The organism is Paenibacillus sp. JT22N12, assembly GCF_056269365.1.
Window position 1 is genome coordinate 532513 of the sequence record NZ_JBWDNU010000004.1, and the last position, 26305, is coordinate 558817.

General features: G+C 46.3%; 29 protein-coding genes and 1 pseudogene. 20 read left to right on the forward strand and 10 right to left on the reverse strand.

The genetic code is table 11. From position 1 onward, the window contains the following. The first annotated feature begins 30 nt into the window (after positions 1-30). From AC0YOA_RS18015 to rlmD, 4 genes are all read left to right on the forward strand, one after another. Positions 31-321, forward strand: coding sequence for a YerC/YecD family TrpR-related protein (locus AC0YOA_RS18015; protein WP_188996801.1), 291 nt, complete (start codon positions 31-33; stop codon positions 319-321). Between the two features lie 3 nt (positions 322-324). After that, the gene (locus AC0YOA_RS18020; RefSeq protein WP_475787753.1) at positions 325-1221 is read left to right on the forward strand and encodes a sirohydrochlorin chelatase; all 897 of its coding nucleotides are present in this window, start codon (positions 325-327) and stop codon (positions 1219-1221) included. A 160-nt stretch (positions 1222-1381) separates the two neighbouring features. Then, positions 1382-2296, forward strand: coding sequence for a diacylglycerol kinase (locus AC0YOA_RS18025; protein ID WP_210042347.1), 915 nt, complete (start codon positions 1382-1384; stop codon positions 2294-2296). A 30-nt stretch (positions 2297-2326) separates the two neighbouring features. Continuing rightward, on the forward strand, positions 2327-3763 hold the full coding sequence (gene rlmD, locus AC0YOA_RS18030) for a 23S rRNA (uracil(1939)-C(5))-methyltransferase RlmD (protein ID WP_475787754.1): 1437 nt from the start codon (positions 2327-2329) through the stop codon (positions 3761-3763). Between the two features lie 374 nt (positions 3764-4137). Here the strand turns inward: rlmD and AC0YOA_RS18035 are convergent, their stop codons facing one another. The 4 genes and pseudogenes from AC0YOA_RS18035 to AC0YOA_RS18050 form a co-directional block, all read right to left on the reverse strand. Then, a complete protein-coding gene (locus tag AC0YOA_RS18035; RefSeq protein ID WP_475787975.1) occupies positions 4138-4476 on the reverse strand; it encodes a 2-dehydropantoate 2-reductase N-terminal domain-containing protein in 339 nt (112 codons plus the stop codon). Between the two features lie 39 nt (positions 4477-4515). Continuing rightward, the gene (locus AC0YOA_RS18040) at positions 4516-4719 is read right to left on the reverse strand and encodes a helix-turn-helix domain-containing protein (RefSeq protein WP_475787755.1); all 204 of its coding nucleotides are present in this window, start codon (positions 4717-4719) and stop codon (positions 4516-4518) included. Between the two features lie 124 nt (positions 4720-4843). Beyond that, positions 4844-5003 (reverse strand): annotated as a pseudogene (locus AC0YOA_RS18045) (transposase); the annotation flags it as partial. A gap of 106 nt (positions 5004-5109) precedes the next feature. Continuing rightward, the gene (locus AC0YOA_RS18050; protein ID WP_475787756.1) at positions 5110-6420 is read right to left on the reverse strand and encodes an alpha/beta fold hydrolase; all 1311 of its coding nucleotides are present in this window, start codon (positions 6418-6420) and stop codon (positions 5110-5112) included. 422 nt (positions 6421-6842) lie between these two features. Here AC0YOA_RS18050 and AC0YOA_RS18055 point away from each other — a divergent pair, with 422 nt between their 5' ends. The 5 genes from AC0YOA_RS18055 to AC0YOA_RS18075 all read left to right on the forward strand — a co-directional run bounded on the left by AC0YOA_RS18055 (position 6843) and on the right by AC0YOA_RS18075 (position 10864). Further along, positions 6843-7424: a DUF4256 domain-containing protein gene (locus tag AC0YOA_RS18055; protein ID WP_475769894.1), complete on the forward strand. Its 582-nt coding sequence runs from the start codon at positions 6843-6845 to the stop codon at positions 7422-7424. Positions 7425-7741: 317 nt separating this feature from the next. Next, positions 7742-8689 (forward strand): helix-turn-helix transcriptional regulator, encoded by a 948-nt coding sequence (locus AC0YOA_RS18060; RefSeq protein ID WP_475787757.1) that lies wholly within the window; start codon positions 7742-7744, stop codon positions 8687-8689. Between the two features lie 207 nt (positions 8690-8896). Beyond that, complete coding sequence (locus tag AC0YOA_RS18065; RefSeq protein ID WP_475787758.1) at positions 8897-9301, forward strand: VOC family protein; 405 nt, start codon at positions 8897-8899, stop codon at positions 9299-9301. A gap of 291 nt (positions 9302-9592) precedes the next feature. Further along, positions 9593-10162 carry an SF0329 family protein gene (locus AC0YOA_RS18070; RefSeq protein ID WP_475787759.1) on the forward strand — a complete coding sequence of 190 codons (570 nt, stop codon included), beginning with the start codon at positions 9593-9595 and terminating at the stop codon, positions 10160-10162. Positions 10163-10384: 222 nt separating this feature from the next. Then, on the forward strand, positions 10385-10864 hold the full coding sequence (locus tag AC0YOA_RS18075; RefSeq protein WP_210044765.1) for a RidA family protein: 480 nt from the start codon (positions 10385-10387) through the stop codon (positions 10862-10864). A 171-nt stretch (positions 10865-11035) separates the two neighbouring features. Here AC0YOA_RS18075 and AC0YOA_RS18080 read toward each other — a convergent pair whose 3' ends face one another. After that, positions 11036-11776, reverse strand: a complete 741-nt coding sequence (locus tag AC0YOA_RS18080) for an alpha/beta fold hydrolase (protein ID WP_475787760.1) — start codon at positions 11774-11776, stop codon at positions 11036-11038. A gap of 466 nt (positions 11777-12242) precedes the next feature. Here AC0YOA_RS18080 and AC0YOA_RS18085 point away from each other — a divergent pair, with 466 nt between their 5' ends. After that, positions 12243-12977 carry a phosphotransferase family protein gene (locus AC0YOA_RS18085; protein WP_475787761.1) on the forward strand — a complete coding sequence of 245 codons (735 nt, stop codon included), beginning with the start codon at positions 12243-12245 and terminating at the stop codon, positions 12975-12977. A gap of 188 nt (positions 12978-13165) precedes the next feature. Here AC0YOA_RS18085 and AC0YOA_RS18090 read toward each other — a convergent pair whose 3' ends face one another. Then, positions 13166-13558, reverse strand: a complete 393-nt coding sequence (locus tag AC0YOA_RS18090) for a YmaF family protein (RefSeq protein WP_475787762.1) — start codon at positions 13556-13558, stop codon at positions 13166-13168. Positions 13559-13935: 377 nt separating this feature from the next. Between AC0YOA_RS18090 and AC0YOA_RS18095 the strand changes: the two genes are divergently transcribed. Beyond that, entirely contained in the window at positions 13936-15057 is a 1122-nt protein-coding gene (locus AC0YOA_RS18095; RefSeq protein ID WP_475787763.1) for a helix-turn-helix domain-containing protein, read from the forward strand. Positions 15058-15175: 118 nt separating this feature from the next. On the opposite strand, the gene AC0YOA_RS18100 is transcribed toward AC0YOA_RS18095, so the two are convergent. Continuing rightward, complete coding sequence (locus AC0YOA_RS18100) at positions 15176-15580, reverse strand: VOC family protein (RefSeq protein ID WP_475787764.1); 405 nt, start codon at positions 15578-15580, stop codon at positions 15176-15178. Positions 15581-16005: 425 nt separating this feature from the next. Here AC0YOA_RS18100 and AC0YOA_RS18105 point away from each other — a divergent pair, with 425 nt between their 5' ends. Then, positions 16006-16659, forward strand: coding sequence for a M48 family metallopeptidase (locus tag AC0YOA_RS18105; protein ID WP_475787976.1), 654 nt, complete (start codon positions 16006-16008; stop codon positions 16657-16659). Positions 16660-16685: 26 nt separating this feature from the next. Further along, on the forward strand, positions 16686-17162 hold the full coding sequence (locus tag AC0YOA_RS18110) for a GNAT family N-acetyltransferase (protein WP_475787765.1): 477 nt from the start codon (positions 16686-16688) through the stop codon (positions 17160-17162). A 543-nt stretch (positions 17163-17705) separates the two neighbouring features. Here AC0YOA_RS18110 and AC0YOA_RS18115 read toward each other — a convergent pair. Next, positions 17706-18083 carry a MerR family transcriptional regulator gene (locus tag AC0YOA_RS18115; RefSeq protein WP_475769904.1) on the reverse strand — a complete coding sequence of 126 codons (378 nt, stop codon included), beginning with the start codon at positions 18081-18083 and terminating at the stop codon, positions 17706-17708. A 165-nt stretch (positions 18084-18248) separates the two neighbouring features. Here AC0YOA_RS18115 and AC0YOA_RS18120 point away from each other — a divergent pair, with 165 nt between their 5' ends. The 7 genes from AC0YOA_RS18120 to AC0YOA_RS18150 all read left to right on the forward strand — a co-directional run bounded on the left by AC0YOA_RS18120 (position 18249) and on the right by AC0YOA_RS18150 (position 24811). Next, entirely contained in the window at positions 18249-18887 is a 639-nt protein-coding gene (locus AC0YOA_RS18120; RefSeq protein ID WP_475769905.1) for a nitroreductase family protein, read from the forward strand. 941 nt (positions 18888-19828) lie between these two features. After that, positions 19829-20485 carry a hypothetical protein gene (locus AC0YOA_RS18125; protein WP_475787766.1) on the forward strand — a complete coding sequence of 219 codons (657 nt, stop codon included), beginning with the start codon at positions 19829-19831 and terminating at the stop codon, positions 20483-20485. 4 nt (positions 20486-20489) lie between these two features. After that, entirely contained in the window at positions 20490-20792 is a 303-nt protein-coding gene (locus tag AC0YOA_RS18130) for a hypothetical protein (RefSeq protein WP_475787767.1), read from the forward strand. Between the two features lie 58 nt (positions 20793-20850). Continuing rightward, complete coding sequence (locus tag AC0YOA_RS18135) at positions 20851-21240, forward strand: iron chaperone (RefSeq protein ID WP_475787768.1); 390 nt, start codon at positions 20851-20853, stop codon at positions 21238-21240. Positions 21241-21599: 359 nt separating this feature from the next. Continuing rightward, entirely contained in the window at positions 21600-23543 is a 1944-nt protein-coding gene (locus AC0YOA_RS18140) for an ABC-F family ATP-binding cassette domain-containing protein (RefSeq protein ID WP_475787977.1), read from the forward strand. A gap of 224 nt (positions 23544-23767) precedes the next feature. Further along, positions 23768-23962 carry a DUF3934 family protein gene (locus tag AC0YOA_RS18145; RefSeq protein ID WP_475769909.1) on the forward strand — a complete coding sequence of 65 codons (195 nt, stop codon included), beginning with the start codon at positions 23768-23770 and terminating at the stop codon, positions 23960-23962. Positions 23963-24172: 210 nt separating this feature from the next. Further along, the gene (locus AC0YOA_RS18150; protein ID WP_210044742.1) at positions 24173-24811 is read left to right on the forward strand and encodes a hypothetical protein; all 639 of its coding nucleotides are present in this window, start codon (positions 24173-24175) and stop codon (positions 24809-24811) included. Between the two features lie 54 nt (positions 24812-24865). Here AC0YOA_RS18150 and AC0YOA_RS18155 read toward each other — a convergent pair whose 3' ends face one another. Then, on the reverse strand, positions 24866-25477 hold the full coding sequence (locus AC0YOA_RS18155) for a transglutaminase-like domain-containing protein (RefSeq protein ID WP_475787769.1): 612 nt from the start codon (positions 25475-25477) through the stop codon (positions 24866-24868). Between the two features lie 33 nt (positions 25478-25510). Beyond that, positions 25511-26104 (reverse strand): ANTAR domain-containing response regulator, encoded by a 594-nt coding sequence (locus AC0YOA_RS18160; RefSeq protein WP_475787770.1) that lies wholly within the window; start codon positions 26102-26104, stop codon positions 25511-25513. Positions 26105-26305 lie beyond the last annotated feature (201 nt).

Consider the following 26305-nt stretch of genomic DNA (forward strand, 5'->3'; position numbering starts at 1 on the left):
AATATTAGTTCGGGTAGGGGGAAGCAAACGATGCAGCTTAAGAAGCTTAACGATAAAACGGTCGATCAGCTGTTTGAAGCGGTATTGACGCTCAAAACAGTTGAGGAATGTTATGTTTTTTTTGACGATTTGTGCACGGTGAACGAGATTCAATCGTTGTCGCAGCGCCTTGAAGTGGCGCGAATGCTGGGCAAGGGTTCCACATATAATCAGATAGAGGCGGAGACCGGCGCAAGTACGGCGACGATTTCGCGCGTGAAGCGCTGTCTGAATTACGGCAATGACGGGTACAAAATGGCGCTGGAGCGCGCAGGACGCTAATCGATGAAGCCGGGGGTGCTGGTTATCAGCCACGGTTCGCGGGAAGCGGATTGGGTGCGGCTGGTGGATGACGCGGTGAAGTCGGCAGCCTCGTATGTGAAGCAGCCTTTGGCGAGCGGTCAAACGCAGGCAGGAATATCCCCTAGCGTGCATGGATCTTCATCACTTTCAACGGCGGCCGGGAAGCGGCTGGAGATGGCTGCTGCCTCTGGCGGACAGGCGGTTCCGGTCGTTTCGTCCTTTCTGGAGATTGTCGAAGGGCGGCTAATACAAGATGGCATTGACAAGTTGGAAGCGGAAGGTGTGACGGATATTTACGTCCTTCCGCTCTTTGTCTCGTCCGGCAGCACGCATGTGGATGACATTGCCCAGGCCTTCGGCCAGGCGCCGGTATCCCCGGCGCGGACCGGCGAGCTGGAACGGTTTCGCTGGAAGCCGGGGACGCGTATCCGGTTCGGCGTGCCGATCGACGATGATCCGCAGATCGCCGATCTGCTGCTCGCGAACATACGCGGGCTGTCGGAGGCGCCGGAGCGGGAACGGCTGCTGGTGGTGGCGCATGGCTCACGCGAAGCGGTCTTTCATGACCGCTGGCGAAGCGGCATGACGAAGCTGCTCCAGCGGCTGCAGCAGCTTGGCGGCTTCGCGGGCGGGGATATCGCCATGCTGCTGCCGGATCAGGCGGCAAGCAGGCTGGACGCGATGCTGCGCAAGCGGCCGGATCAGGCGGTTATTGTGGTGCCGCTGTTTCTGAGTGAGGGATATTTCACCCGGACAGTGATACCGGCGAGGCTGGGCGGATTGGCTTACCGCTATAACGGCCGCGCAATGCTTCCGCATTCCTGCATGACCGGCTGGATGGAGCGGCAGATGAGCGGATGGCTTGCCGGGCTGGGTTAGAACCGGATCGGCTGCCGGCGATTCGCGGGGCCGGAGATTGGTTTAATCGATAGAAGTAAAGATATATGATAAGGGGAAGGGTAACAGGCCGGTTTCACTTGTAGCCAAGCGGCCGCGGGAGCGGCGCTTGCACGGTTGGAACATGCCGTAGGTGGCCACAATGTCAATTAAACGGGCAAGATTAATTTATAATCCGACCTCGGGAAGAGAAGAGATCAAGCGGCGGCTGCCGGATATTCTGCAGCGGCTTGAGCGGGGCGGCATCGAGACCAGCTGCCATGCTACTGAGAGCGAAGGGGACGCCACCATAGCGGCATCGGAAGCAGCGGACCGCGGCTTCGACATGATCATTGCGGCGGGCGGAGACGGAACGCTGTATGAGGTTATCAACGGTCTGGCGACCAAGGAATCGCGGCCGCCGCTCGGGATTTTGCCGCTGGGCACAACCAACGATTTTGCCCGGGGACTGGGTATTCCCAAGCAGTGGGAGTCCGCCTGCGATCTGATCATCCAGCAGTTTAAGCGTCCGATCGATCTTGGGAAGGCAAACGAGCGGTATTTTATCAATATTGCGGGCGGCGGCTCATTGACGGAGCTGACTTATGAGGTGCCCAGCAAGCTGAAAACGATGATCGGGCAGCTGGCCTATTATATGAAGGGCCTTGAGAAAATGACGCGTCTGCGCCCGACCGAGCTGATCCTTCAGGCCGATGAGATTGGCGAGATGCACGAGGAGATCATGCTGTTCCTCATCTGCAACAGCAATTCGGTCGGCGGCTTCGAGAAGCTCGCGCCGGATGCCACGATTGACGACGGGCTGCTCGACGTCATCGTGCTGAAGAAATGCAATCTGGGCGAATTCATCCGGATTGCCTCGCTTGCCCTGCGCGGCGAGCATCTGCATGATCCGCATGTGGTTCATTTTCAGACCCGTGCGCTGCAGGTAACGACGCCGGATTATATTCAGCTTAATCTGGATGGTGAATACGGCGGCACGCTGCCTTGTACGTTTAATATATTGCCGTCGCATCTGGAAATCTTCGTGGATGAAGAGGGCAATACAACCTATAAGTAAACTAGAGAATAACGGAGCGATCGAAGGCAAATGAGTGTTCCAGTCAGCAAAAATGATGAAGTCGTCGTCGACATTGTCGGTTTGACGCATGAGGGAGAAGGGGTAGGCCGTGCAGACGGCTTTACCCTTTTTATACAGGGAGCGCTTCCCGGCGAGCGCGTGCGCGCAAGAGTGCTCAAGGTCAAGAAGCAGTATGGCTATGCCAAGCTGCAGGAGCTGGTTGCGGCCAGCCCCGACCGTGTCGAGGCGCCGTGTCCGATCTATATGCAGTGCGGCGGTTGTCAGCTGCAGCATATGGACTACGACGCCCAGCTGCGCTGGAAGCGGCAGCATGTGGTGGATAATTTGGAGCGGATCGGCAAGCTGCGTGTTGCTGCAGGTGAGGGCGGAGATAGCGGAGATGTGATCGTGCATCCTGCTATCGGGATGGACAAGCCCTGGCATTACCGCAACAAGGCGCAGGTTCCGATTGGGATGGTGCCGGAAGCGGGTAGAGCGGCTGATGGTTCGGCAAGCGTCAGGGATATGAGGCTGGTTGCGGGATTTTACGCGAGGGGCAGCCACCGTATTATCGATATGGATCAATGCCTGATCCAGCATTCGGTCAATGACGAGATTGTGGCCGAGGTGAAGGCCGTCGGCCGTGAGCTTGGCATCACGGCGTACGACGAAGAGACAGGCCGCGGGCTGCTGCGCCATGTGATGGCGCGGGTCGGCTTTGTCTCCGGTGAAGCCATGGTCGTGCTGGTGACGAACGGACAGCGGATTCCGCAGGTCGAGCGCTGGGTAGAGCGTATTCGCGAGGCGGTTCCGGGTGTGACGAGTATCGTGCAGAACGTCAATACGCGCAAGACGAATGTGATCTTCGGTGAAGAGACGCGCGTCCTGTGGGGCAGCGATGTGATCTATGACGAACTGGACGGGATCCGCTTTGCGATTTCGGCCCGCTCGTTCTATCAGGTAAACCCCGTGCAGACGGTGGAGCTGTACCGCAAGGCGGTAGAGCATGCGGGGCTGACCGGATCGGAGACGGTCATTGACGCGTATTGCGGGATTGGCACGATCTCGCTGTTTCTGGCCCGCCAGGCGGGCAGAGTGTATGGCGTGGAGATTGTGCCGGAGGCGATAGAGGATGCGCGGCGCAATGCCGCTCTGAATGGAATCGGCAATGCCGAGTTCGAGGCGGGTCCGGCGGAAGTGGTTATTCCGCGCTGGAGGAAGGAAGGCATCGTGCCGGACGTGATCGTAGTCGATCCGCCGCGCAAAGGCTGCGACGAAGCGCTGCTGGAGACCATTCTGGCGATGCGGCCGGAGCGGGTGGTGTATGTATCCTGTAATCCTTCGACACTGGCGAGGGATCTGCGCGTGCTGGAGGATGGCGGGTACCGGACGGTTGAGGTTCAACCGGTGGATATGTTTCCGTGGACGGTGCATGTGGAGGCGGTTGTATCACTGGTGAGGAATTAAACAGGATGCTGGGAAGCCTTATATATTAAGGGTTTTTGGCTATAATGTCCGTTGATGTGAAAATGATGTGAAAAACCTGATTAATAGATATTCGACACAATAGATTACAAAGAAGGCGCTGGGAGCGACACTCTCGAGCGTCTTTATTTTTGTGCTTTTGCTTTTTGGGAAAAACAGGGATTCGAGCTTATCCGCTGCGGCCTGGCCAAGCTGACTGAAGGGCATGACCGTAAATGTTCATCGTGGTCGATATACATCGCTTAACCTACTTAAGCGAATACGCAAGGGAAAATGAACCACTCCGTTTCCCGCTTCAGCGGATAAAAGAGTGGTTCTATATGATATAACAACCTCCCCATATTAAGCCAAGGATGTCACTTGATATTCAAGGCTTGCTGAAATATTCGTTTAGCGAATTTTACGACCGTGCTCCGAGGCAGTAAACGCGGCAGCTGAGCCGTAATATAATTATTTCGTCCAACTATGATGTGGCTGCGATTCCTTTCTACCGCTTTAAATGCCGCGTTCACGACATCAATCGGTTCCATGCGCTTACTTTTCAAATTGTCCGAACCGGATACAGCATGAAATGAGTGGATCGAATGCGTTTCTTGAAGTTCATCTGCAATTTGTTTGAGTTTATCCTCTGACCGGGCAACTAATATTAAGGTACATCCTTTTTTGGCAAGTTCGTTTGCGAAAATCTCCCCTATTCCGGATGATGCGCGTCAATGAACAGGATTCGATCGATTTCACCGTTCAGGAGTTTTTTTATATGCTTCGAACTTCTGCACGAATGCTTCCTGTTTCGCCGGGTCCGCCTTCGCCAAAGTGTATGTAGGCACCGTAAAACTAAGCTTCAAACGATAGAGCAATTCTCGGGATCCACGGTCCGAGTACATCACGCCAAATTCTCGTTCGATCCATTTCCGGATGATCGGTGAAGTCCAGTTCATTTTGGCGGGAAAGCCAACATCCGCAGGTGTCTGATTCACAATTGTTTGATAGACGAGTTGCTCTTGTTCGGCGTTCAGGAAAGGCCTTGCTCCAGATCATTGTTCGTACGGGGTTGTTTCCATCGCGATAATCCCTGTATTTGAAGGTAACTTGTCCGTTTTTCATGCTGCAGATCCTCTGGTTGGAAATCGCAATTTTATGGGTATACCGTCCCAAATAAGCAAGAATGTTCCGGCCTGACGAAGGGAGGCTTGCAGTATACCACCCAACTTTTCTGGTACAACAATGAAACCTGTTTATGTTAATGACATTTTGAAATTAAAGGGACTTTATTTTAGCGTGTATTCTAATTTTACCGATTTACTGTCAAACTCGGGTTCATTCAAAAGTTATTGAACAGAAAAAGGATCTTCTATCCCGGTATAGGGTTCGATAGGAAACTCCTCACCATTCAAAAATTTAACAATGGCATCAGTGTAAGTCTGCTGGTAGGGCTTAGTGATTACGTGTCCAAGCCCCTTAATTGGCAGTAGCCTGGAGTTCTGGAATGTATCCCGGAATTCACGGGTCTGCTCCCAGGCAATATAATCATATTGTCCACGAATGATTAAGACTTGTGTTGTATCCTTTTTCAAGGCTGGCCGCGGATCTGGGACTTTCTGAGAATCCAATGCCATTTTCACATTAACCCAGAAACCAAACCCTTCGGAAGGAGAGACCTCATTCGTATCTGGATTCGGATTACTCGGTTCCATGTTAAGCATATCTACAAAACTTTCGTATAATCCATCGAGTGATTTTTCAGGCATCAAGACGTATAGACCTTGTGTGCTTCCCGCTTGAGAAATGATTTGAGCTAGGGTAAAGCGTAAATTTGCTGAAACTACTTCACTTTGATCCTTTTGTCCGGCTTCATTTAATTTAGGTCCAATATCACTGTTATTTCTAAGCCAGATACCTCCTGGGGACAGAAAGACAGCCTTCTCAACGTTAGGGTAAGCCGCCATGTAGTTTGCAGTCAAGGTTCCGCCCCAGGATTCACCGACTAAAATCACTTTATCCGCATTCAATTGTTTACGGATGGCTTCCAAATCCTGTACTTGTCTATCTACAGTATATTCATCTGGATTATGCCGACTGGAAAGGCCGGCACCGACTTGGTGGTAGTTGTATACGTCATACCCTTCTTTGGCAAGGGCATTAGCATAATCATCGTTCTCCAAAGAGGGTGCGCCTGCGCCCCCATGAACGAGTAAAACGGGATATGGCTTATCCACATTCTCGGAGATATGTGTATACGCAATTCGTGAACCAGTGGATAAATCCCAGTAATGTACATTATCGCTCGGTTGCATTGGATTTGATTCGACAGGAGCATAAAGGAAACCGAACATGAGCGATGCGGACAAAAGTAGAGCTATTCCAGCAGAAAACATGGAGTATTTCCTGTTTGACCGTACCTGATTTCCCTTTAACATTCGTCCGGTGAAATACCCACCTCCACCTGCAATGATAACAAGAATAACTATCCCGGCTACAAAAGCGATTATTCTATTCCCTGAACTTCCAGCAAAGTATATTGTCGCGACCATCGAAACGATCATTCCTACAATGCCAGATACGGTCAATAGAGCCCAAGCTGAAATTTTCTTAAAAATTGTTGGAGTAACTCCTTTTGTTATAGGGGTGATATCTCCCATCTTATCTTCCTACCTTCCTTATATGTGTGGTTGCAACTCTCTGTTGAGAAGCATTCTTGTTTTTGATTCTGCTCGAGACAATCGTTTTCTTACAATTCCAGTAATTTCCATGTAGAGTTATAATTTTACGATATACGACTCTGCTTTCATTGTCCAGAAAATTATTCCAACTATCTAATGCCGAATATATAGTTCACGATGCTCAATGGAAAATTATAAAAAACCTATTTCCACCGGACGAGAAACAAGGGGAAGACCTCCAAAGGACATTCGAATTATATCCTATGATGGGTTCATCGCGAACGTTTCGTTTGATTCGTTAAATATTTAATGTAAAATTGATGGAACAAGAAAGCCTTGGGCAAAAACCCGTTAGATCATACGTTCCCAATCTAAGTAAAAACATTAAGGGGGAAACTAACATGACCAAGAAAAGTGAAGTCAACAATAAACAAAAGTTGTCACCAGAACAACAAGAAGAACTACTCCGAGCATTGAAAACCCGTTTTGATAAATACATGAACCGCCATAAAAGTCTTGAATGGACAAAAATACTAATAAAGCTTGAAGCGAATATTGAAAAACTGTGGTCGCTCAATGAAATGGAAAGAACTGGCGGCGAACCGGATGTTGTAGGTCATGATAATGAGACAGGCGAATACATTATTTGTGATTGTTCAGCGGAGAGTCCCAAAGGCCGCAGAAGTGTTTGTTACGACCGTGAAGGGCTGGAGTCAAGGAAAGAACATAAACCCGAAAACAACGCGATTGATATGGCTGCTGCCATGGGCATTGAGCTTTTAACGGAAGAACAATACCGGGAGCTGCAGAAGCTTGGAAATTTCGATACGAAAACATCAAGTTGGGTGAAAACGCCTGCCAATATCAGAAAACTCGGCGGGGCCATCTTTTGTGATCGCCGCTACGATACTGTCTTTGTATACCACAATGGAGCAGATTCCTACTATGCTGCCAGGGGGTTCCGTGGCTCGCTAAGGGTCTGACTGATAGTGCCAACATTCTATATAATTGTAAAGAGCTTAAGCGACACAGGAGCTCGTCATATCAAGGTTCCAGCGGATAGCAACAGAGATAACATCCCAAGTCAGAATGTTTCAGCATACGGGGCATGTGGAATGCTTAATATTGATGGTTCGAAAATGAGATGTGACAGTACCGCTCAAATGCATTGAATTTTAATGTCTCTGTACACTTAGGTGTATTATTAGACTAACGAGCAGTTAAGGCAAATCGCGGTGAACCTTGCCACAAGTGATGGCAAGTTTTTGGTGAACAGCATTAAGTTTCAAGGGGGCAGCCAATGAACAAAACAGACCGTTTATTAGCCATCGTGCTGGAGCTGCAAAGCAGAGAAGTGGTAAAGGGCGAAGATTTGGCGGACCTATTCGAAACCAGCGTGCGGACCATCTATCGTGACATTCAGGCACTTAGTGAAACGGGCGTACCGATTATAGGTACCCCAGGCACAGGATATTCTTTGATGAAAGGCTATTTCCTGCCGCCGATCAGTTTCACAGTAGAAGAAGCCGTAACCTTGCTTATAGGAACGGACTTTATCGAGCAGCGATTTGATGATGAGTATCGTGTCAAGGCTCAGGCCGCTCGGAGGAAAATCGAGGCCATTCTATCGGAGAGCGTTCGCAATGAGACCTCTCGTGTGCGCAAGGCGCTGCGCTTGCTCAATCCCGGTAAACGGTTCGCGCAGTCAAAAGAAAAGGAATATTTCGAAAAGATCCGTCGAGCGATATTAGATGAACGAAAGATCAGATTTCATTATTCGAAAGGGATTGGGGATTCCAAGGGGAATCACCATAGTGATCGTACCGTCGCTCCCTATGGCCTGGTACTCGTTGAAGGATCTTGGATGCTCGTGGCCCGTTGCGATCTACGCCAAGACATTCGCCATTTCCGTTTGTCCCGAATGACCGAACTTATCGATCTGGAAGAACGATTCGAACTACCGGCGCATTTTAACTTAAGGGAGTATAGCCCTCCGGATGATCGCCACTTACGGGTTCGCCTTCGATTTAACCATGACATCGCAGATAAGGTGAAGGAATCGAACAATCATTACATGGAGGATCTGGAAGAGCATCAAGATGGATTGCATGTGGTCTTACGCGTTCGTCAACTGGATGAATTGCTGGAGTGGGTGCTTGGCTGGGGAGCGGGTGTGATCGTATTGGAACCTGAATCATTCCGAAATCGGATTCGTGAGGAAGCTCAAAAAATGTTAAAACGCTACTGACATAACGTTGTCAGTAGCGTTGTTTTATAATCGGGTATGTAAACATAAAGGAGTGGTGAGAATAAATGCGAAGTACGTCTTGCATCGGTTGGGGGACATAGCCTATCTATTTTTTACAGCTATTATGCCCATTAAGGAAGCTTCGCTGGTTCTGGCCCACGATATGATACGGCATTGTATCATTAATTATAGGAAGGATGATATCTTGTGAATTTCGCTTCTGTGCGCATCATTACCGACGACGTGGATCGTCTCGTCGAGTTCTATGAGAAAGTCATGGGTGTTTCGGCGGAGCGCCCCGCGCCCGTTTTTGCCGAACTCGTTGTGCCATCATGCACCCTGGCAATCGGCCACTCCCAGACGGCGCAACTATTCGGCGCTGGTTCCGTAGTGGCGGCCAACAATCACTCTGTCATCATCGAGTTCCGCGTCGACGATGTCGAAGCCGAATACGCGCGCTTGAAGCCATTTGTCGATGATTGGGTAAAGGAACCGACCACGATGCCGTGGGGGAACCGTTCTGTACTTTTCCGCGATCCCGACGGCAACCTCGTTAACCTCTTCGAGCCGGTGACCGAGGAAGCGATCAAACGGTTCAGCGGTAGGCTTTGACGAGCAAATGTGAAAATTACGCATGCTAAAGAGGAATTGAATGAGGTAAATAAGCAGCTGAGGCATTTAAACGAAGCTCCATACATGCGTTCCAAACACCTATCTTCCTCCTCATCGGGAGGTTTTTTTCATGCGAACATATACTCAGAGATGGGGGTTCGAATTCAGAAGAAAATTGAGAAACGCAAGGTTGCTTGTATTTAGTATGATCGATGTGTTGGTTATTGTATTATGGATAATAGAGAGACTGCCTCTATAGAGGTTTTTATAATATGGAACATAGGAGGATACATGTCCTGGAGCAAATTGAAGCAACATCTGGAGAGTTTTCTCTGTCCTGCGTTATATGGAAGGGTCGAATACCGTTCAACCAGCTACCGTTATTTACCCGATAAAGCCGGACTTTGTTATATTACGGTAGATAAAAAGAACGTACTCAATATGAGTGACATAACTACCTTGATCAGATGGTATCAGACGGAGCTGGAAATTAAGAATGATTCAGATATCCAAATTCCTATCAACAATGAAGAAATTGAAGCGGTCAGAAAAGATACCAAGGGAATAGTTCCGGAGGATCGTCTAAAAGTAATGGCAAGAAGCAGAAAAATATCAGAATATGCAAAGGAGCTTTTGTCAGCACAGTCATCATTAAGTAAATCAAATTTTATCGTTGTAGCTAATAAGTTTTTATCCACTTCTATAGAGGAAAGCATAGAGAGCAATGATATCTTATTGAATATTCTAGCTTTGGTGGACAGACGAGTTGGAAAAAAGCGAATTTTAAACATGACAGAGAAGATGAAGTTAAAGCATCCAATTGTGCAGTATTTTTATAAACTACGGCTTAGTACGTTATGAAAATAAATAACTCATTCACCTCCAATCTGGAGGTTTTTTCATGCCAGTTAGCGCTCATTTGAGACGTTTCCTGTATAACTTTTTTTCTATGTAACAATTTGAAATCTATGCAGTCAGCTGGCGACAGTGTACAGCACACCGGAGATCGCGGAGCATTCGTCAATTTGACTATGAGATAATAGCATATGGTAAGATATTCAATAAATGAGAGGAGCTAAAGATATGGAAATTGAAAATCGAATCCAGGCATTGGGACTATATCTGCCGGAGCCTGCTAAAGTTCCGCCGGATGTCCGCATTCATTTTGCATGGGCACGCGTCCACGGCAATAGGGTGTATATATCGGGACATGGCCCGCAAGCGGCTGACGGCAGTGTAATCGGTCCGTTCGGCCGGGTAGGAGCCGAGGTTACGCCGGAGCAAGCTACAGAGGCCGCGAGACTTGCAACACTGGCCATGCTGGGGAGCGTTAAACGCGCAATTGGGGATTTGGACCATATTGCCGCTTGGCTCCGGGTTGACGGTTTTGTCCTGTCTGCACCGGGCTTTGATCGAACGACCAATGTGGTGAATGGCAGCTCCATGCTGCTCACCGAATTATTCGGTGAGGATATTGCTAGGCACGCACGCACAGCAATGGGCGTTGCAGCCACGCCTCTGAATTGCCCGGTGGTGATCGCGGCGGAGCTTGCGCTGCGCTAATAATATTCAGGAGGATGAGGGAACGCCGTATCCTGCGACATTCCCTTCTCATACAAATAATGGCCGGTCGCTCTGATTATTCAGAGCAGCCGGCTTTTTGCGCTGCAGCGGATTCGATCGGGCTGACCGGGGGGCAGCCAGCCGCTGTACGATCATACCCGGCGCCGTTACCTACTCGTTTGAAGTTTGGGCTATATGGTTCAAATGAGAGGTTAGAACTTCCGGCTGCGAGAAGAACGGCGAGTGAGCCGTATCCATGGTGATGACTTCTTTGCAAGGAGACTGGGCGTACATTTGTCTTTGCAAACCAATCGAGATCGCTTTATCTTTGAGGGTTTCAATATATACCCGTGGAATCGATCCAAAATTATCGTCCGTTAGATGGACAGGCGTGATGAAAGGCCCCATCGGATCAGGGCAAATCCTTTCTTTGGCAAAAAGTACGTCCTCATCTGAGCAATCGTCATAAAAGCTCGCCTTGACGAAATCTCCGTTGAGTGACATGTATGTTTGATCGTCGCTAAGCAAAACGGCAGAAGGCGTATCGGAAGTTGTATCTCTTTGCTCACTTTGAGCGATTTGAAGTACGGTCTGCTCATTTTTTGGAAGATATGCGCATAGATACACAAGCGTTTGAATTTTTTCCGGGCGGTACTCGGCTGTCTGGGAGATGGCATGTCCACCCGAGCTGTGCCCTACCAAAATTACCTTTTCAGACTCGTTGTCTAAAACGCTGCAAAGGCGGTCCGTGTAGTCTTTAAAGGTAACCTCTTGTACCGGTGTTGTATCTAACCCATGTCCAGGCAAGTCTATGGCGATGACTCGATGACCTGCATTTTGCAGCGAAGGGGTAATTTTATCCCAGCACCATGCTCCGTGCCATGATCCATGAACCAATACGAAAGTACTCATGAAACAGTAATCCCCTTCCAATAATAAACATATTTTATGCTTATATAATTTAATCCGAATTTAACATTAAAAGAATTTAATTTTATTGTCAATAAGACGGCGAGGGTTTGCACCATATGGTTCTATTTACCATACTTAAAAAATAAATCGTAAGATCTAGAAAAACGGGCTTATCCTATTCCCGAAGCTGCCCGATGGAGCAGCATATAGGGTTTAAGCGTCCCTTACATTTGCTTATCCTATGTGTTGGAACTGTCTCTTCAACAAACGTGGAGGAGGTTGCTGTACGGGTGAGGGATATAAACAGGATGCTTGTTTTTTCTTTAGGGAAAGTTTGGTAATCTTATAGAGATCCCGATAACTGGACTCTGAGGCATTATGAATAATAGACGATGGGACGATGTGAAACTCAGAAGAGAATCTTATATTACCTACCATTAATGCTATTAAAGGCAGGGTGACATGAATGAAATATGGAAGAATAATGGGTGAAGGCAATACGGCAACTGTATATGAATGGGAAGAAGGTACAGTGCTTAAGCTTTTCGTTCATGGCTATCCAAAAAATGCGGTAGAAAGAGAGTTTCAAAACGCAAAGGCAATTAATGATATGAACTTTGCAAAGCCAAAGGCCTATGAAATTATTAGCTGTGAAGAGCGAACGGGTATTGTCTATGACAGAGTGGAGGGCGAATCCCTGCGGGATTGGGTTTTGAAAACAGGCGACCTTCAGGGCTGTGCAGAATATATGGCGAGGCTGCATAAAACAATCGTTCAGAACAATGCCCGCAATGTACCGGATTACAAGGAATTTTTAAGATCCAATATATTAAACGCGCAATCGCTTAATTTAATGGAACAGGAAGGAGCATTAGCATTCCTGGATAATTTGAAAGAAGGAAATACGCTTTGTCATGGAGATTTTCATCCGGGAAATATATTGCTGTCTAATGAAGATACCGTGGTGATAGACTTCATGAATGTATGCCGCGGAGATTTTTTGTACGATGTTGCAAGAACTGTTTTTTTGGTGGAATATACGCCTGTACCTGCAGAAGCGAATGATCGGGAAACCCTTCTGCAGTTTAAGAAAACATTGGCAGACTTATATCTGATCGAAATGAATGTTACCCGGGAAATGATCCAGGAGTATTTATCCGTCATTATTGCGGCCAGAGCGGGTGAATGTCCCGACGAATAAGGTCGGGTTTTTCTAAGAAGCGGTTCTGTAGAGCCTGTCCAAAGAAGAAATGTTGGAAAACCGCCTTTTGGTGAATGGCGAGCAGATTTACGGCAACAACATATGCCATGTATTCGGGTCAATCGTACAGACATGAAGGACGTATTGGAGAAAAACCAAGATCATGTCCTTCATGTTTGGAAAACAACTTATCGACTATTGACTTCATTACCTGTCCGCCCGCTGTAGGCATGCGAATGGGGACGACTGCCGTCTATTGTCGTAAACCCCTCAAATAAGTGATAATGCCCACCGCCGGGAAGAGCAATGGCGGGGCCGGTAGTTCCCTGGATGTGGTGGGTATGGCCTTGATTCAAGGAAGTAACGGTATTATAGCCGTGTACGTGAGGAACACCAGTCGGGGCAGGGGCAGTCCAGCTTGCATATTGATGGGAATGTCCGTTATTTATAGAAGTTATACCGGACAAGGAATGAACATGAACAGGATTTCCATTCCAAGACGTTATATAAAGCTTGTGTGAATGATGAGTATCGTCATCATCTCCGGAGTTCAATACGAATCCGGATACAGGAATTTTCATAAGAGGCTCCTTTCATTAAAAGGGTAAAGTACAGATTAGTGTATGGTGAATAATGTTAGGGGAAACGGCTTAAGCCTATGGTAGTAAGACTTTCAGCGGTACGGATTGCGATAGCGTCATGACGAAGGCTGCCGACGAACGGCAGCCTTTGCTGCAGCGTTACCGCAGGCGTCTTAAATAAAGTGTTATAAGACATTGAACTGGCATGCGGACGAAGATTCTGTCGGGCAGCAAAAGACCCCGTTGAACCAGTTCAATGGGGTAATTTTAATATTGAGTATTCTGTATCCATTCAGGTTTTAAAAATTAAATAAGCAATAATCCCTTGCTGGCTTTTTCCATCAGACATGAGAAAATCTACATAAGGAGAAGATGTTATGAATATTGGTGAAAAGCTAAAGGCAAGAAGAAAAAAAGCAGGATTTACCCAGGAAGAAATAGCAGAAAAGATGAATATTACAAGACAAACGCTGTCCAATTGGGAAGTCGGTAAAAACTATCCTGACATTGATTCCATTATTAAGTTAAGCCATATTTATGAGCTCTCCTTAGACGAATTGCTGTTAGGAAAAATCTTTTTTAAAGGAGCGTTTCCAATGATAAAGAAGTTAACTGAGGTGGAAATTGGGGCTCTGATCAAAAAGCAATATCCCGCTGCATTAAATATTAAAGAGCTTCACGGCGGGCTGGTTTCACAAACCTACTCCTTTCAGGAAGGCGAAAATCGCTTGATTTTCCAGGCAGGAAATAGCCTGGAAGCATATGAAAAAGAAAAATGGATCGATAAAAATATTCATACCATTCTCCCGGTGCGCAAAGTGTTAGAGGTACACGTGACTGGGAACGAGCTTGTTTACTCCTTTTCAAAATTTATAGAAGGAAACAAATTGTTTGATTTAAACAGTCAAGAGTTACTTGATATTGTTCCTGCCGTAATAAAAACCTTGGAAGCTCTGGAAAAAGTTGATGTGACTGAGTCGGAAGGATATGGACGTTTTGACAAAACGGGACATGCGATTTATCCCTCGTGGTTAGATTTTATTAAGGCAGTCTATAACGAAAATATTTATAATTGGTCGGCCTTGGAGAGTAATGGATTAGACTCGGAAGTAGTAAAAAATGCCATTCAGGAACTAAAGGCTCATATTAGCAGTGTCACATTGAGGGAAAAAAATATGGTTCATGGGGATCTGGGCTCATTCAACCTGTTGGCAAAAGACGATCAAATTTCAGGAATTATAGATTGGAGTCTTGCGTTATATGGAGACCATCTGTATGACAAGGCAAATATCTTGTTCTGGAATGAAGATAAGCTTCAGCCGCTTGTTCAACAAATTACTCAACGGTATATTGCGTCTCCCGAGTCCAAAGAACGAATCTATTGCTATATGCTCCGCATTGGATTAGAAGAAATCTACAATACCGTGATTCTTAAGGAAGTAGGCTATGACATTGAATGGGTTGCAAATCGATTGCAAAAAATTATGGACAATGATTAACACAATGTACAAGATGGAGGGAAAAGTGATTTTCAAGGTATAGGTTGAAGATCCTATTCATGAAAAAAAGCCCTCCCCGATATTATTTTCGGGGCGGGCTTTTGCGCTTGCTTTTATTTCAGGCAGTCGGTCCCGCGGTGGTGATCATCCACATGATGCCGTATTTGTCTTCGATTTGTCCGAACAAGGCTCCCCAGAACGCCGGCTCAAGCGGGCACTTCACATTGCCGCCCTCAGCCAGTTTATCGAAGGCTTCGCGGGCTTCGGCTTCTGTTGCAAACTCGAGACTCAAATTTATGGCGTTTCCCCGAATAATCGGCTCAAATACGGAATCGGACATTAAGAAATTAATTCCTCCTGCCATCAGACTCAAGTTAACGACTTTGTCCTTAAGCTCTTCCCTTGCTTCAGGAAGCTGCCCATGCGTCATAACGGACATAATCTCTCCACCGAGCGCATGAGTGTAGAACTCAGCTTGAGCTCTAGCGTCCTCCGACATAATATAAGTGGTGTGTTTTGCCATCTCATAACTTCCTTTCATCCCTTGTTTTGTGGACTGTCTTGTCAGCCTCTATGAAGACAACGTATGAGATAGGATAAAATCGACAGATTCCAAAAAAAAATTAAAATAACCGGGAATATGTTGTTCCCGGTGCGGGGCGATCAACTAGCTTGACGAACAGATGGAGCAGTACGACCAGACGCCGGAGGCAATTCCGCGTTTCCGCTTAATTTGCCTTGCCTCCTGACAAAAGAGGGCTCATCCATGCGAATGCCGCTCGCAGAATGGGGGAACCTGGGCGAACGAATCCGGGAAGCTTATCAAACCTTCCTCCCAGCCTGCCACTCCGCCGATATAAGCCTGCCTAAACAGAATATGTCTTGATATAATAGGGGAAAGAGAAAAAGGGAAACATGAGAAATAACCCTACAGGAACGATGGTGATTATGAAGATTGATTTTGAAGCTCATACAATCGAATTTAATGTTCAATATGGAAGCAGAGAAAAGATTTCGATTCAAATCGATTCTTTGGGCCACATAACCGTTAGGGCTCCTAATCATACAGGTGATGAAATAATTATGAGGGCTGTGGAACATCATGGGCGAAGGATTTTGGATAAATTACAATCCATTGCGAAGGCCCGGGATACCTCAGGGATAAGAGATTATCAAGACAACGGGAAGTTCCTGCATCTTGGCAAATATTATTTTCTTCATGAGCTTATAGAGACCGGGGATTTAAATGAAGAAGAGCTTAAAAGCAGTCTGAAGAAATTCTATTTCGCAAGCTGCAAGAAGATTGTAGGGGAACGGATCAAAATATATCAGGCACAGCTGAAAGTAAAACCCAAAACCATGGAGGTCGTCGAATCTAAAATCAAGTGGGGAAGCTGCAGCTCGGATAAAAAATTAACCTTTAATTATCGTTTGGCCATGGCTCCAATTGAAGTTATCGATTATGTGATCATCCATGAGCTATGTCATCTCATGCATATGAATCATGATCGTTCATTCTGGCGGCGGGTAGGAAGCGTGATGCCGGATTATAAGGAGAAGGAAGAGTATCTGGCCAGGCACGGGCATAATATGACACTTTAAAAACAAACAGCAAAGGGAGTTCACAAATGCCAACCATTAGCGCAAAACCATTTGATCCAGGTATGCAGAACCTGTTAAGCGAATTGAAATCCGGCTATCATGCAGGAGAATTGAGCAAGAAAGACAAGTCGGAATTACCAGAAGACATCTATATCATTGAAGCGGATACCGCTATGGTCGGGTACGGCGTGGTATGGGAATACGATAACGGGAAACAGTTAATCCGCAAGGCGGAAAAGGATTATTTTAATGATGATGAAAAGTATCTGGAGAGGGACTTCTATATTGATATCAAAAACAGAACCCATTTTATATTTATTGAAGCGTTGGATGTTCTGAAGGAATTTGAAGGCAAGGGATATGCCGCTTTTTTTGTGAACTGGCTTAAAGAGAAGTATTCCAATAAAAAAATGTACGTATATACGCTGGATAAATCGCGGAACTTCTGGTTTAAACAGGGGTTTGAGGTTTTGGGAGATACAGTATGGATGACATATAATTGAATGGGTAATGATGGATATATTTGATTTATATATAGAAATTTATGAAATCTAACTCCCACAGCCTTTGGGCTGATCAAGGATTTTCGAGGGAGCAAATTCAGCCGGACACATCCGAGAAATAAACTCTGAAAATGGCAGGTTGGGAATGATGGCGATCCACGTAGGATTCAATACTAACTTCGCGGGAAGAGCAAGCAACGAATGCTTTCAATTCTCCTTGAGAGAGGGCTGGATTTAAAAATTAAGGATGACTTAGAACAATATAGCTCGAATTCTTGGACCCGAGACTGCCACTTTCAGTCAGGAAGCTGGCTTGAGGGGATAGTGCTCAGCGGGTGTGAGGGTTCAAATCCGTCCGACCGCATAATAAGAAAAACCCTTATGTATCAAGGGTTTTTCGCTTTTTAAGGCTTTTTTTCGGCGTGATGAATTCGTGAATGATCCAGCACAATCACTTAGTCTTCCCCGTGAATGACATGACCCGTTTCGTAATCAATCGGCGCAAATAGTTTGGCTCCTTGATGCTGGCCATAAGTGGCTGCATCAGCTTTGTTCATTTATATGGTTGCACTTTGTTTGAAACTTTGCCTTGCCCTCCAGCAAATCATGTAAAAATGTTTTCGACGTTTCCAGACTCGCCTGAAGGTCTTCTATATGCTGAATTTTACCCGTAACAATGTGTTTCTTTTCCTCATAAGCAGCCTCGTTTTCATTCATTAGCGAACTCAATTCTTGAATCGTAAAACCTACTAATAACAATGTTTTCAGATCGTCAAGTAAATCAATAACTTCTTCATGATATACCCGGTAATTATTCTCATCTCTAGTTACTAGCGGAACCGGAATCAACTTTTTGCGCTCATAAAATCGCAAGGTGGAGATCGGCAACCCTGTTAGTTTTGAAATCTCATTAGCTTTCATATGTCTCTCCCTTCTCATGTGATTATCCTATAACAATACTAAGGCTTATATGGCTTCCACGATGTATTTGCTATAAACCTAGGTTCATAGTTCATAATATAAACATGATAACCAGTGACATGTCTAATGTCAAAAACATCTGGTGTTATCAAAAGGAGAGATAACATGCTGGACCGTATTCAAAACAATGATTTTTCGAATATCATTAAGGGACGACGCACTGTACGCCATTATGAAGAGAATATTAAAATACCGGAAGAAGAATTGAATGACATCATAGCAGAGGCGAGTTTGGCCCCCTCTTCCGCAAATATGCAGCCTTGGCGTGTTGTCATTGTCCATACCCCGGAAGGGAAAAATAAACTGCGCCCGCTGGTGCGTTTCAATACGTTGCAAAATGATACTTCATCTGCCATGTTAATCATTTTGGGTGATACACAAAGCCATTTGAATGTGGAAGAAATTTATGATACAGCCGTTAGACAAGGAAAAATGCCGACGGACGTACGGGATAAACAAGTGGCACAAATTATGAGCATGTATCCGGATCTACCACGAGAAGTCAGAAGCGAGGTGGCGAAAATTGACGCAAGCCTCTTTGCCATGCAGCTTATGCTAGTGGCTCGCGCACATGGTTATGATACCAATCCTATGGCTGGTTTTGAGCAAGACCAAATTGTAAAAGCGTTTGACTTAGATGAAGAGCGGTATGTACCTGTCATGATCATTTCCATCGGCAAAGCTCAATCAGAAGGACATGAATCTGTACGGTTGCGCAGTGATCAAATTACATTTTGGCGCTAAGTAACGGAGACGTCCGCATGACCGCATTGTTTTCCATATAAGCGAGAGTGATAATTTCCTTTCATGCAAAAAAAAGCCGATTGCTCTGAAAAGAAGCAACCGGCTTTTTGCAAAATATCTATAATAAAAGAGAACGACCTGATTTTCTAAATTTTCCATTTCATGAAGGATTACCAATTGAGGGAATGATGATCAATCGGAAGAAACTGAATTTGTTGAGGGGCTGTCCCTTTTGCTGTTTCAACATTCAACAATCGATGAGGAAGGAATATTCTGGTATCGGTAGAATGTATAGCAAGGGGTTTGTATCATATATTTCTAGGGGCGCGACTAATTGAAGAAGATAATAATGATTCCAATATCACTTATATTCTACTTATATATTGCTTTATCAAAAGCAAAGGATTGTATTTTGGAGTCTTAGTTTAGTTCATTTACTGCTAACATTCTGGTTATTTCAACTTAATGGGCATTTAGGATCTACAATCGTGAGGAATTGATATCAGCTTAAAACACCGTATTTTGAAAGGATAAATATGAATAAGAATGTAGTGAGAGTTTTATTGGCTTTATTATTTATCATTATTATTTTGAATATCAGCATTCCAAATGACAAGAGGTATATCAACTGGCTTCTTGAGGAACACCAGATTTCATGTTCCGGTGCTAAAATAACAGAGGATTGCACAATAAGAATATTGGATCAGAATAAAAAACTGGATTGGATTTCAAGAGCAAAAATGAATACAGGTATTTACCTGAAAATAAAAGATACGTTCAAAGATCAGAATGGAAATATAATGGTCATCAAATCCTTAGGGATAATGAATAATTTTTTTAGGAGATAACCTTCCTAGTAGTAAGAGGGTTATTAGTAAAGGGGGGCGTTCGTTTTTTGAGCATAAGTATGTTTGCAAACCCTACAAGAGCAGAGGTGAATAATGTCTACAACACGGAAAGAAGTGCAATCCATGACATGGTTTGTACTCTTGACCATATTGGCATCATTAAGCTCAGTGCTGGTTCTTTATATTAATATATTTCGGTGGAGATTAATTTACGAACTTACCCCAATTCTCGAACCGTTTTTAGAAATGATCATTTATGGATTTTTTTATTTAGTTGTTTGTATTTCATTATTATATGTATTAATAAATTTATTAAAAGCAAGATCGCTGAAGAACTTCCAAAAGAAGAAGACCATACCGTTGTTAATCGGCATTAGTATTATTGGTATAAATTATTTTGTTCCTTTGGACAAAATGATTATTAATAGGGACTTTCATCGTTATTTAAGTGAGCGTCTTGAAGTAGTCGATTTAATTGATGAGGGCAAAATCCGAAGTTCGATTAATAAGAGTACGGCCGTATTGCCAGATAATTACGCTCATCTGTCGAAGGGAGGAGGAGAAGTAATCATACTCGGTTCTCCAGATAATAGAGAAGTGATTTTTTTCACGTTTCGTGGGATTTTAGGTAATTTTTCGGGATTTGTATATACAAGCAATGGTAATGCACCTGATCAACAGTTGATTGGCTCAAAATTTATTGAAGTCAAGAAATATAACGACCATTGGTATTGGTTGAGTGGTACGTAGTGTTATGGGCATCCGGATCGAAGCTGGTCTCTTGTTGTCAATGGACAATGTGGATGATCTCTTTTCAAGATTGACACAAGCTAAGGCGTATACAATAGAGCCTTTTGTTACTCAACTGGAAGTAAATCAATATCGGGATAATAAGTTAAATTGGCTCCAAAATAATGATAACGAGCCAAAAATTAAACCGGCATATTTTCACCCAGAGATTGTTAAGAATTTTATCAGTCAAACATCAAATGAACTGAAGGAGCTATTTAAAGTTTGGCGTATCACGTTTATCGAAGAGGGCCGGATTATCAGCTAATATCATAATCACTTAGAAATTCATAACGTCACGAATAGGAGTCAAGAAAGGAGAAATCATGGACGGAAACAAAGTCACGTATGAATCTGTTGATGAATACATCTCAACATTCCCATCCGAGATTCAGGCAGTGCTTGAAGCGTTAAGGAAAGTGATCCAAGAGGCGGCTCCTGATGCAAAGGAGAAGATAAGCTACCAAATGCCTACATACGCGCAGCATGGGAATTTGGTGCATTTTGCAGCTTACAAAAGCCATATTGGATTTTATCCGGCGCCAAGCGGCATTGTTGCATTCAAGCAGCAGTTATCGAAATACAAAGGGGCAAAAGGGTCCATACAATTCCCTTTGGATGAGCCGCTGCCTTATGAATTAATAAGCAGAATCGTTCAATTTAGAGTGGCTGAGAATATAGAAGCGGCAGCAGCCAAATTAAAAAAGCAGAGTTAGCTTCCTTTTCTGAGAAATAGGGATACGTTGATCAGACTAAACGCAGGTCCCATTTGCCATATCCCTACGGTCTGTGTTATTTTTAACTTACGAACAATGAAGGGGGTGAGGTAGGTGAATCACGAAATGGTTAACAACCGTATTAGCCAGCTGCCGATTGCTATGGCTGGCATTGTTCATGCATTTTCCGCGAACGGGATCAGTCTGTCCAATGAAGATTATACGTTTGAACCATTCGCGAGAAGACGCCTACCTTAACCACACGGATAGCTTTACCATCCTAAGGGTCGCGGGCTTGTTGCCGCGGCTCTTTTTGTGTATTCAAGCTGGGGTCTTCATCCAACAGGAGGCTCTTAATGATGATTATTGTTAATGTTCAACAGATAAAAAAATACCATGCGGCAAACCTGGTGCTGGAAGGGATCACGCTGCAGCTCCATGAAGGTGGGAAAGTCGGTCTGATCGGCCGCAACGGGAGCGGAAAATCCACGCTGCTCCGGTTAATTTCCGGTCTTGAGCAGGCAGATGAGGGTATGCTGACCATCCGGAAGGATTTGCAAATCGGCTATTTGCCGCAAATTCCAGCCGAGTTTGAGGAGCTGACTGTATATGAAGTGCTGGCCTATGGCTATCGGGAGCTTATGGCCGCCAAGCAGGAAATGTCGGTGATGGAGCAGCAGATGTCCAGCTCAGAAGCGGCAGTCGATCCGGAAATGATGGAGCGGCTGCTCAAGATGTATGCGCTGCTTCAAGAACGGTTCGAGCAGGCTGGCGGCTATGAAATGGATACGGCCATTGATCAGGTGGCGAGCGGCCTGCAAATCGATCGAAGCCACGACCGGCGAAGGTTCGGCAGTCTGTCCGGCGGAGAGAAGACAAGGGTTGTTTTGGCATCCCAGCTGGTCATCCATCCCGATCTGCTGCTGTTGGATGAGCCGACGAATCACCTGGATCTCAAGGGCATCGAATGGCTGGAACAGTTCCTTCAGCGCTATGGCGGCGCATGTGTCATCGTATCGCATGACCGTTATTTTCTTGATGCTGTAGCCACAAAAATGATCGAACTGGAGGACGGCGAAGCCCATACGTATCTCACCAACTACAGCGGATATATGAAGGAGAAGGAAGAGAGGCTACTGCAGCAGTTCGCGCAGTATCAAGAGCAGCAGAAGGTGATGAAAAAGATGAAAGAGACGATCCGCCAGCTTGAGGAATGGGGGCGTATCGGCGGAAATGAGAAATTCTTCAAACGGGCAGCCTCGATGCGAAAAGCATTGGAGCGGATGGAGGCGGTAAAGCGTCCCGTTCTGGAGCGGAAAACGGCAGACTTCGAGCTGTCTCCCCTTGATCGTTCGGGCCGTAAGGTCATCACATTCGAAGGTGTGGTGAAGCAATTCGGAGATCGGTTGATTTTGGATGGTACTGAGGGAAGTCTCCTCTACGGCGAGAAGGCCGTACTGCTTGGGGATAACGGTTCGGGGAAAACGACGCTGTTCAAGCTGCTTTTGGGCGAAGCTGAGCCGGATGCAGGCGAGATCGTGCGGGGAGCGCGTGTGGAGATCGGTTATTTGGCTCAGCAGGAGCCGCTGGGAGAGAACAAGCAGACGGTACTGGAGTTTTTTTGCACGGAGGGCGCACTGGAGGAAGGCGAGGCGCGGAATGTGCTGGCAAAATATTTGTTCTATGGCGCGGACGTCTTCAAGCCGCTGAACATGCTCTCGGGCGGTGAATGGTCCCGTCTGCGGCTGGCATTATTGGTGAGGCGGAAGCCGAACCTGCTTTTGCTGGATGAGCCGACGAATCATCTTGACGTGGCATCACGTGAAGCGCTGGAGGAAGCGCTGGAGGATTTTCCGGGGACGGTGCTGGCCATTTCCCATGACCGCTATTTTATTAACCGTCTGGCGAAGCGCGTATGGGAGCTGCATCAGGGCAGGATTACCGCGTATCTCGGTAATTATGATGATTTTAAAGAAAAGCGTGGGGAACCGCCTATTCAGGAGAGCGCACCGTCGCGTGCAGAGACGCAGGGAGCCAAGACGGCATCCGCTGATCGGCAGCAGCCGGGAGCAGGAACCGTCGCAGCAAGCAGCGGTTCGTCCCGGACGGTCGAGCGGAGACGCGAGCAGCTGGAGCTTGAGATTGCTGCACTGGAGACGGAGCTGGCCCGTACCGATGAAGAGCTGCGCCATTTCGATCACAGGGGCGATGCTGTCCTGCTTGAAGCGAGATGGCGTGAGCGGGAAGAGAGGCAATCGCAGCTGGATGAGCTCCTGGAAATATGGATGGAGCTGTCGAATTGAAGGTGCTGGTCAAGCGGGGGAGGCTCGTTGCGTCGATAGAATCGGCGAAATTTGATAAGCGGCGCTGTTGTTAGAAGCTGTTGGTGTAGGTTATACTGGTTTTCATTACTGGTGCGAAGTGATAACAATTAGTGATTGAGCCCCGGATGCCCGAATTGGACGAAGGGGCTCCACTTATGTGGGCCATATTAATGGGATGAACGATAATAGATCGGAGTGGTTATATGGCTAAGGGTAAAGGCGGAACAGGCAGAGGGACAGACCGCAAGGGCTGGACCCGATGGGACAAGAGCGCCAAGGCGAAGAGCGCCGTGAAGGTTTTTGGGAAAGGCAAAGGCAAAGGGAAAGCGGCGGAAGCCGGGAAAAGTGATGGCGGTACAGGCGGGAGCGGGGCTGATGGAGCGAAGGGCAGGAGTTGATGAATAACCGTGGATAGGATAAGGCGTTGAAAATGAATATTTGATCTGGCGAGAGAAAGAAACAACCTGCAAAGATGCTTAGGATGTTTCTTTTTTGCTTTTAAACGGGCAATAAACCTTCTGGAGATGCATAGAATCTGTTCGCATTTGAATTCCCTTTATTTAAGACTGGTTAGAGTTTAGGCTTTAGCGTTTTGAGGAGGTTGTTCGATGAATCACGTTCAGGCGACCGGTACGTTTATCAAAGTAAACGAACATATTTTCAGGACGGCAGCAGAATTGCGCTTTGGGAATGGATCGGGTAAGAAAATCAAGCTCACTATGTTGAATCCAGGCGGATCGCGGCTATCCGATGAAGAGGAATGGACAAATTTGCTTTGCCAAGACGGCTCCCCCGTTACAGGAACGATTGCCCTCGATCAAACGATGAAAGCAGTTTGCGAAATTATGTATCAGGCACTTCCCGGGTATGAAGGAGTTGTTCGCATTGAAAATCTTTTTAACCTGAGATGCGGCAATCTCGATAAAGCGCTAAAGTTATATTCAGAGCTCAAGAATAAGGGAAGTTACATCAAAGTTATTGAAACGGATCTTCATTCCATGTCGGCCGGAACTTACGTTTGCAATTGGGTTGGCTGGTCACTGAAGGAACATAGCTTGCTGAATAAAAGAAAGCGGGAGGTATTCGACTTGTTAAGCGTGGAAAAATCCGGTATTCCAAGGATTGGTAAACACCGGAATGACAATGTTGACAGTATTCATATGTGGCATGTCCGTCCGCAGTTGAAGGTACAAGCAGAAGCGTACAAAACGTTCATCGTTCCTTTATTGCAGCGTTCTTTAATTTAGCAGATTCTTGATAGGATTAACAATGGGTTCATGGGCCAAGAGGCGCCGGGACGATCACAGCTCTACCGGCAAATCATAAAGATACATCCGCAAGCAATCCGTATTCCTCTTCAGGGCATCCATCGTTTTCCGGTTGGGCACTGCAAACAGGAACGGATAATCTTCCTCGCCATATTCTGCCCGGACTGGGAAGGCCAGCTTTTCTTCCGTAATGGAAAATGCAGCATGGACGCCAGCCTTATTGCCGCGGGCGTCCAGACGAATCCATCGCTGCTGCGCCGTAAGATATACGCCGTTCAGAGCATGGATACAGTACCCGGTCTCCGGCGTATCGCCAATCGTCAGCTTCTGATAGCAGAAACCTGCCGGAATCCCCTGCAGCCGGAGCAGTGCGGCCAGCAGATTCGATTTTGCGTAACAGATGCCCTCCCGGTGGAACAATACCTCCGAAGCCTTCCTGGTGATGCGGCTGCTCTGGATATCCCAGGAATGCGAGACTTCGTCCCTCACGAATTCATAAGCGGTCCTGATCCGGGAGTATTCATCCTCATCCCCGTTTGCAAATAATCTGCTGACTAACCGTTCAATCTCAGGGTGATGATAATCGACTTCTTCTGTTTCCTCTACATAATTGGACAAGTATGGGGATTCTGTGATTAGCTGCAAAGGGTCTCCCTCCTGAACGGGTTAATAGGGGTGCTAGCCATTCCTTCGCGAGGGTGTCCGCTCCATGGGACGCCGACTGTCCTGAACGCCTGCCAGAACGGATTGGGCCACATCCACGAGCTTTCTTCTTTCCGCCATAGCTTGGGTGCGCATCATCTCGTAGGCCTTGGTTTCGCTCATATTATTAATGGCGCTAAGCATGATCTTGGCATTGTCTACCACCTTGCGCTCCTCGAACTTGGTAGCCAGAAAGGAATATTCCCGCTCGAGATGAAGCCGCCGTTGGTAGTTTTTGATGCTGACCAGCAGCGACCATTGAAGCTCGTTATCGTTCATGCCGCAGCAGAGCACCCCGTCGATCTTGTCATGGGGAACGGCTGTTGCAGGCTTCCTCTCCTCACACCACCATACAAGCGGCACATTATAGTGATTATTGGCCTCATAAAGCCACTGTTTGAGCCGGCAGGCCGGGACGTCGAGCACCATGAATTCGAACCGGGTTGATTTTAATGTATCCATCGCATTTGCTTCAATAGAGGATACCCTGTAATTCAGTTCCTTCAATTTCTGATCAACCCGGCACTTGGGGGTCGGGATATCATGTACATGCAGCACTCTAGTCTTCATCGTAATCATCACCTCGGGCATAGGATAATAATAAACGAGTTATATATGTGTTAAGTATCGATCATTTTCTATAGGAATGTCAACATCGATGTAATATTATGCAGCTGGGAAAGTTTGATTTCATTAACGGCGTAATTTATATGTTAAATATGTTGACATTACCAAAAAAATCTCCTATACTAGCCATATCAAACAACTGCA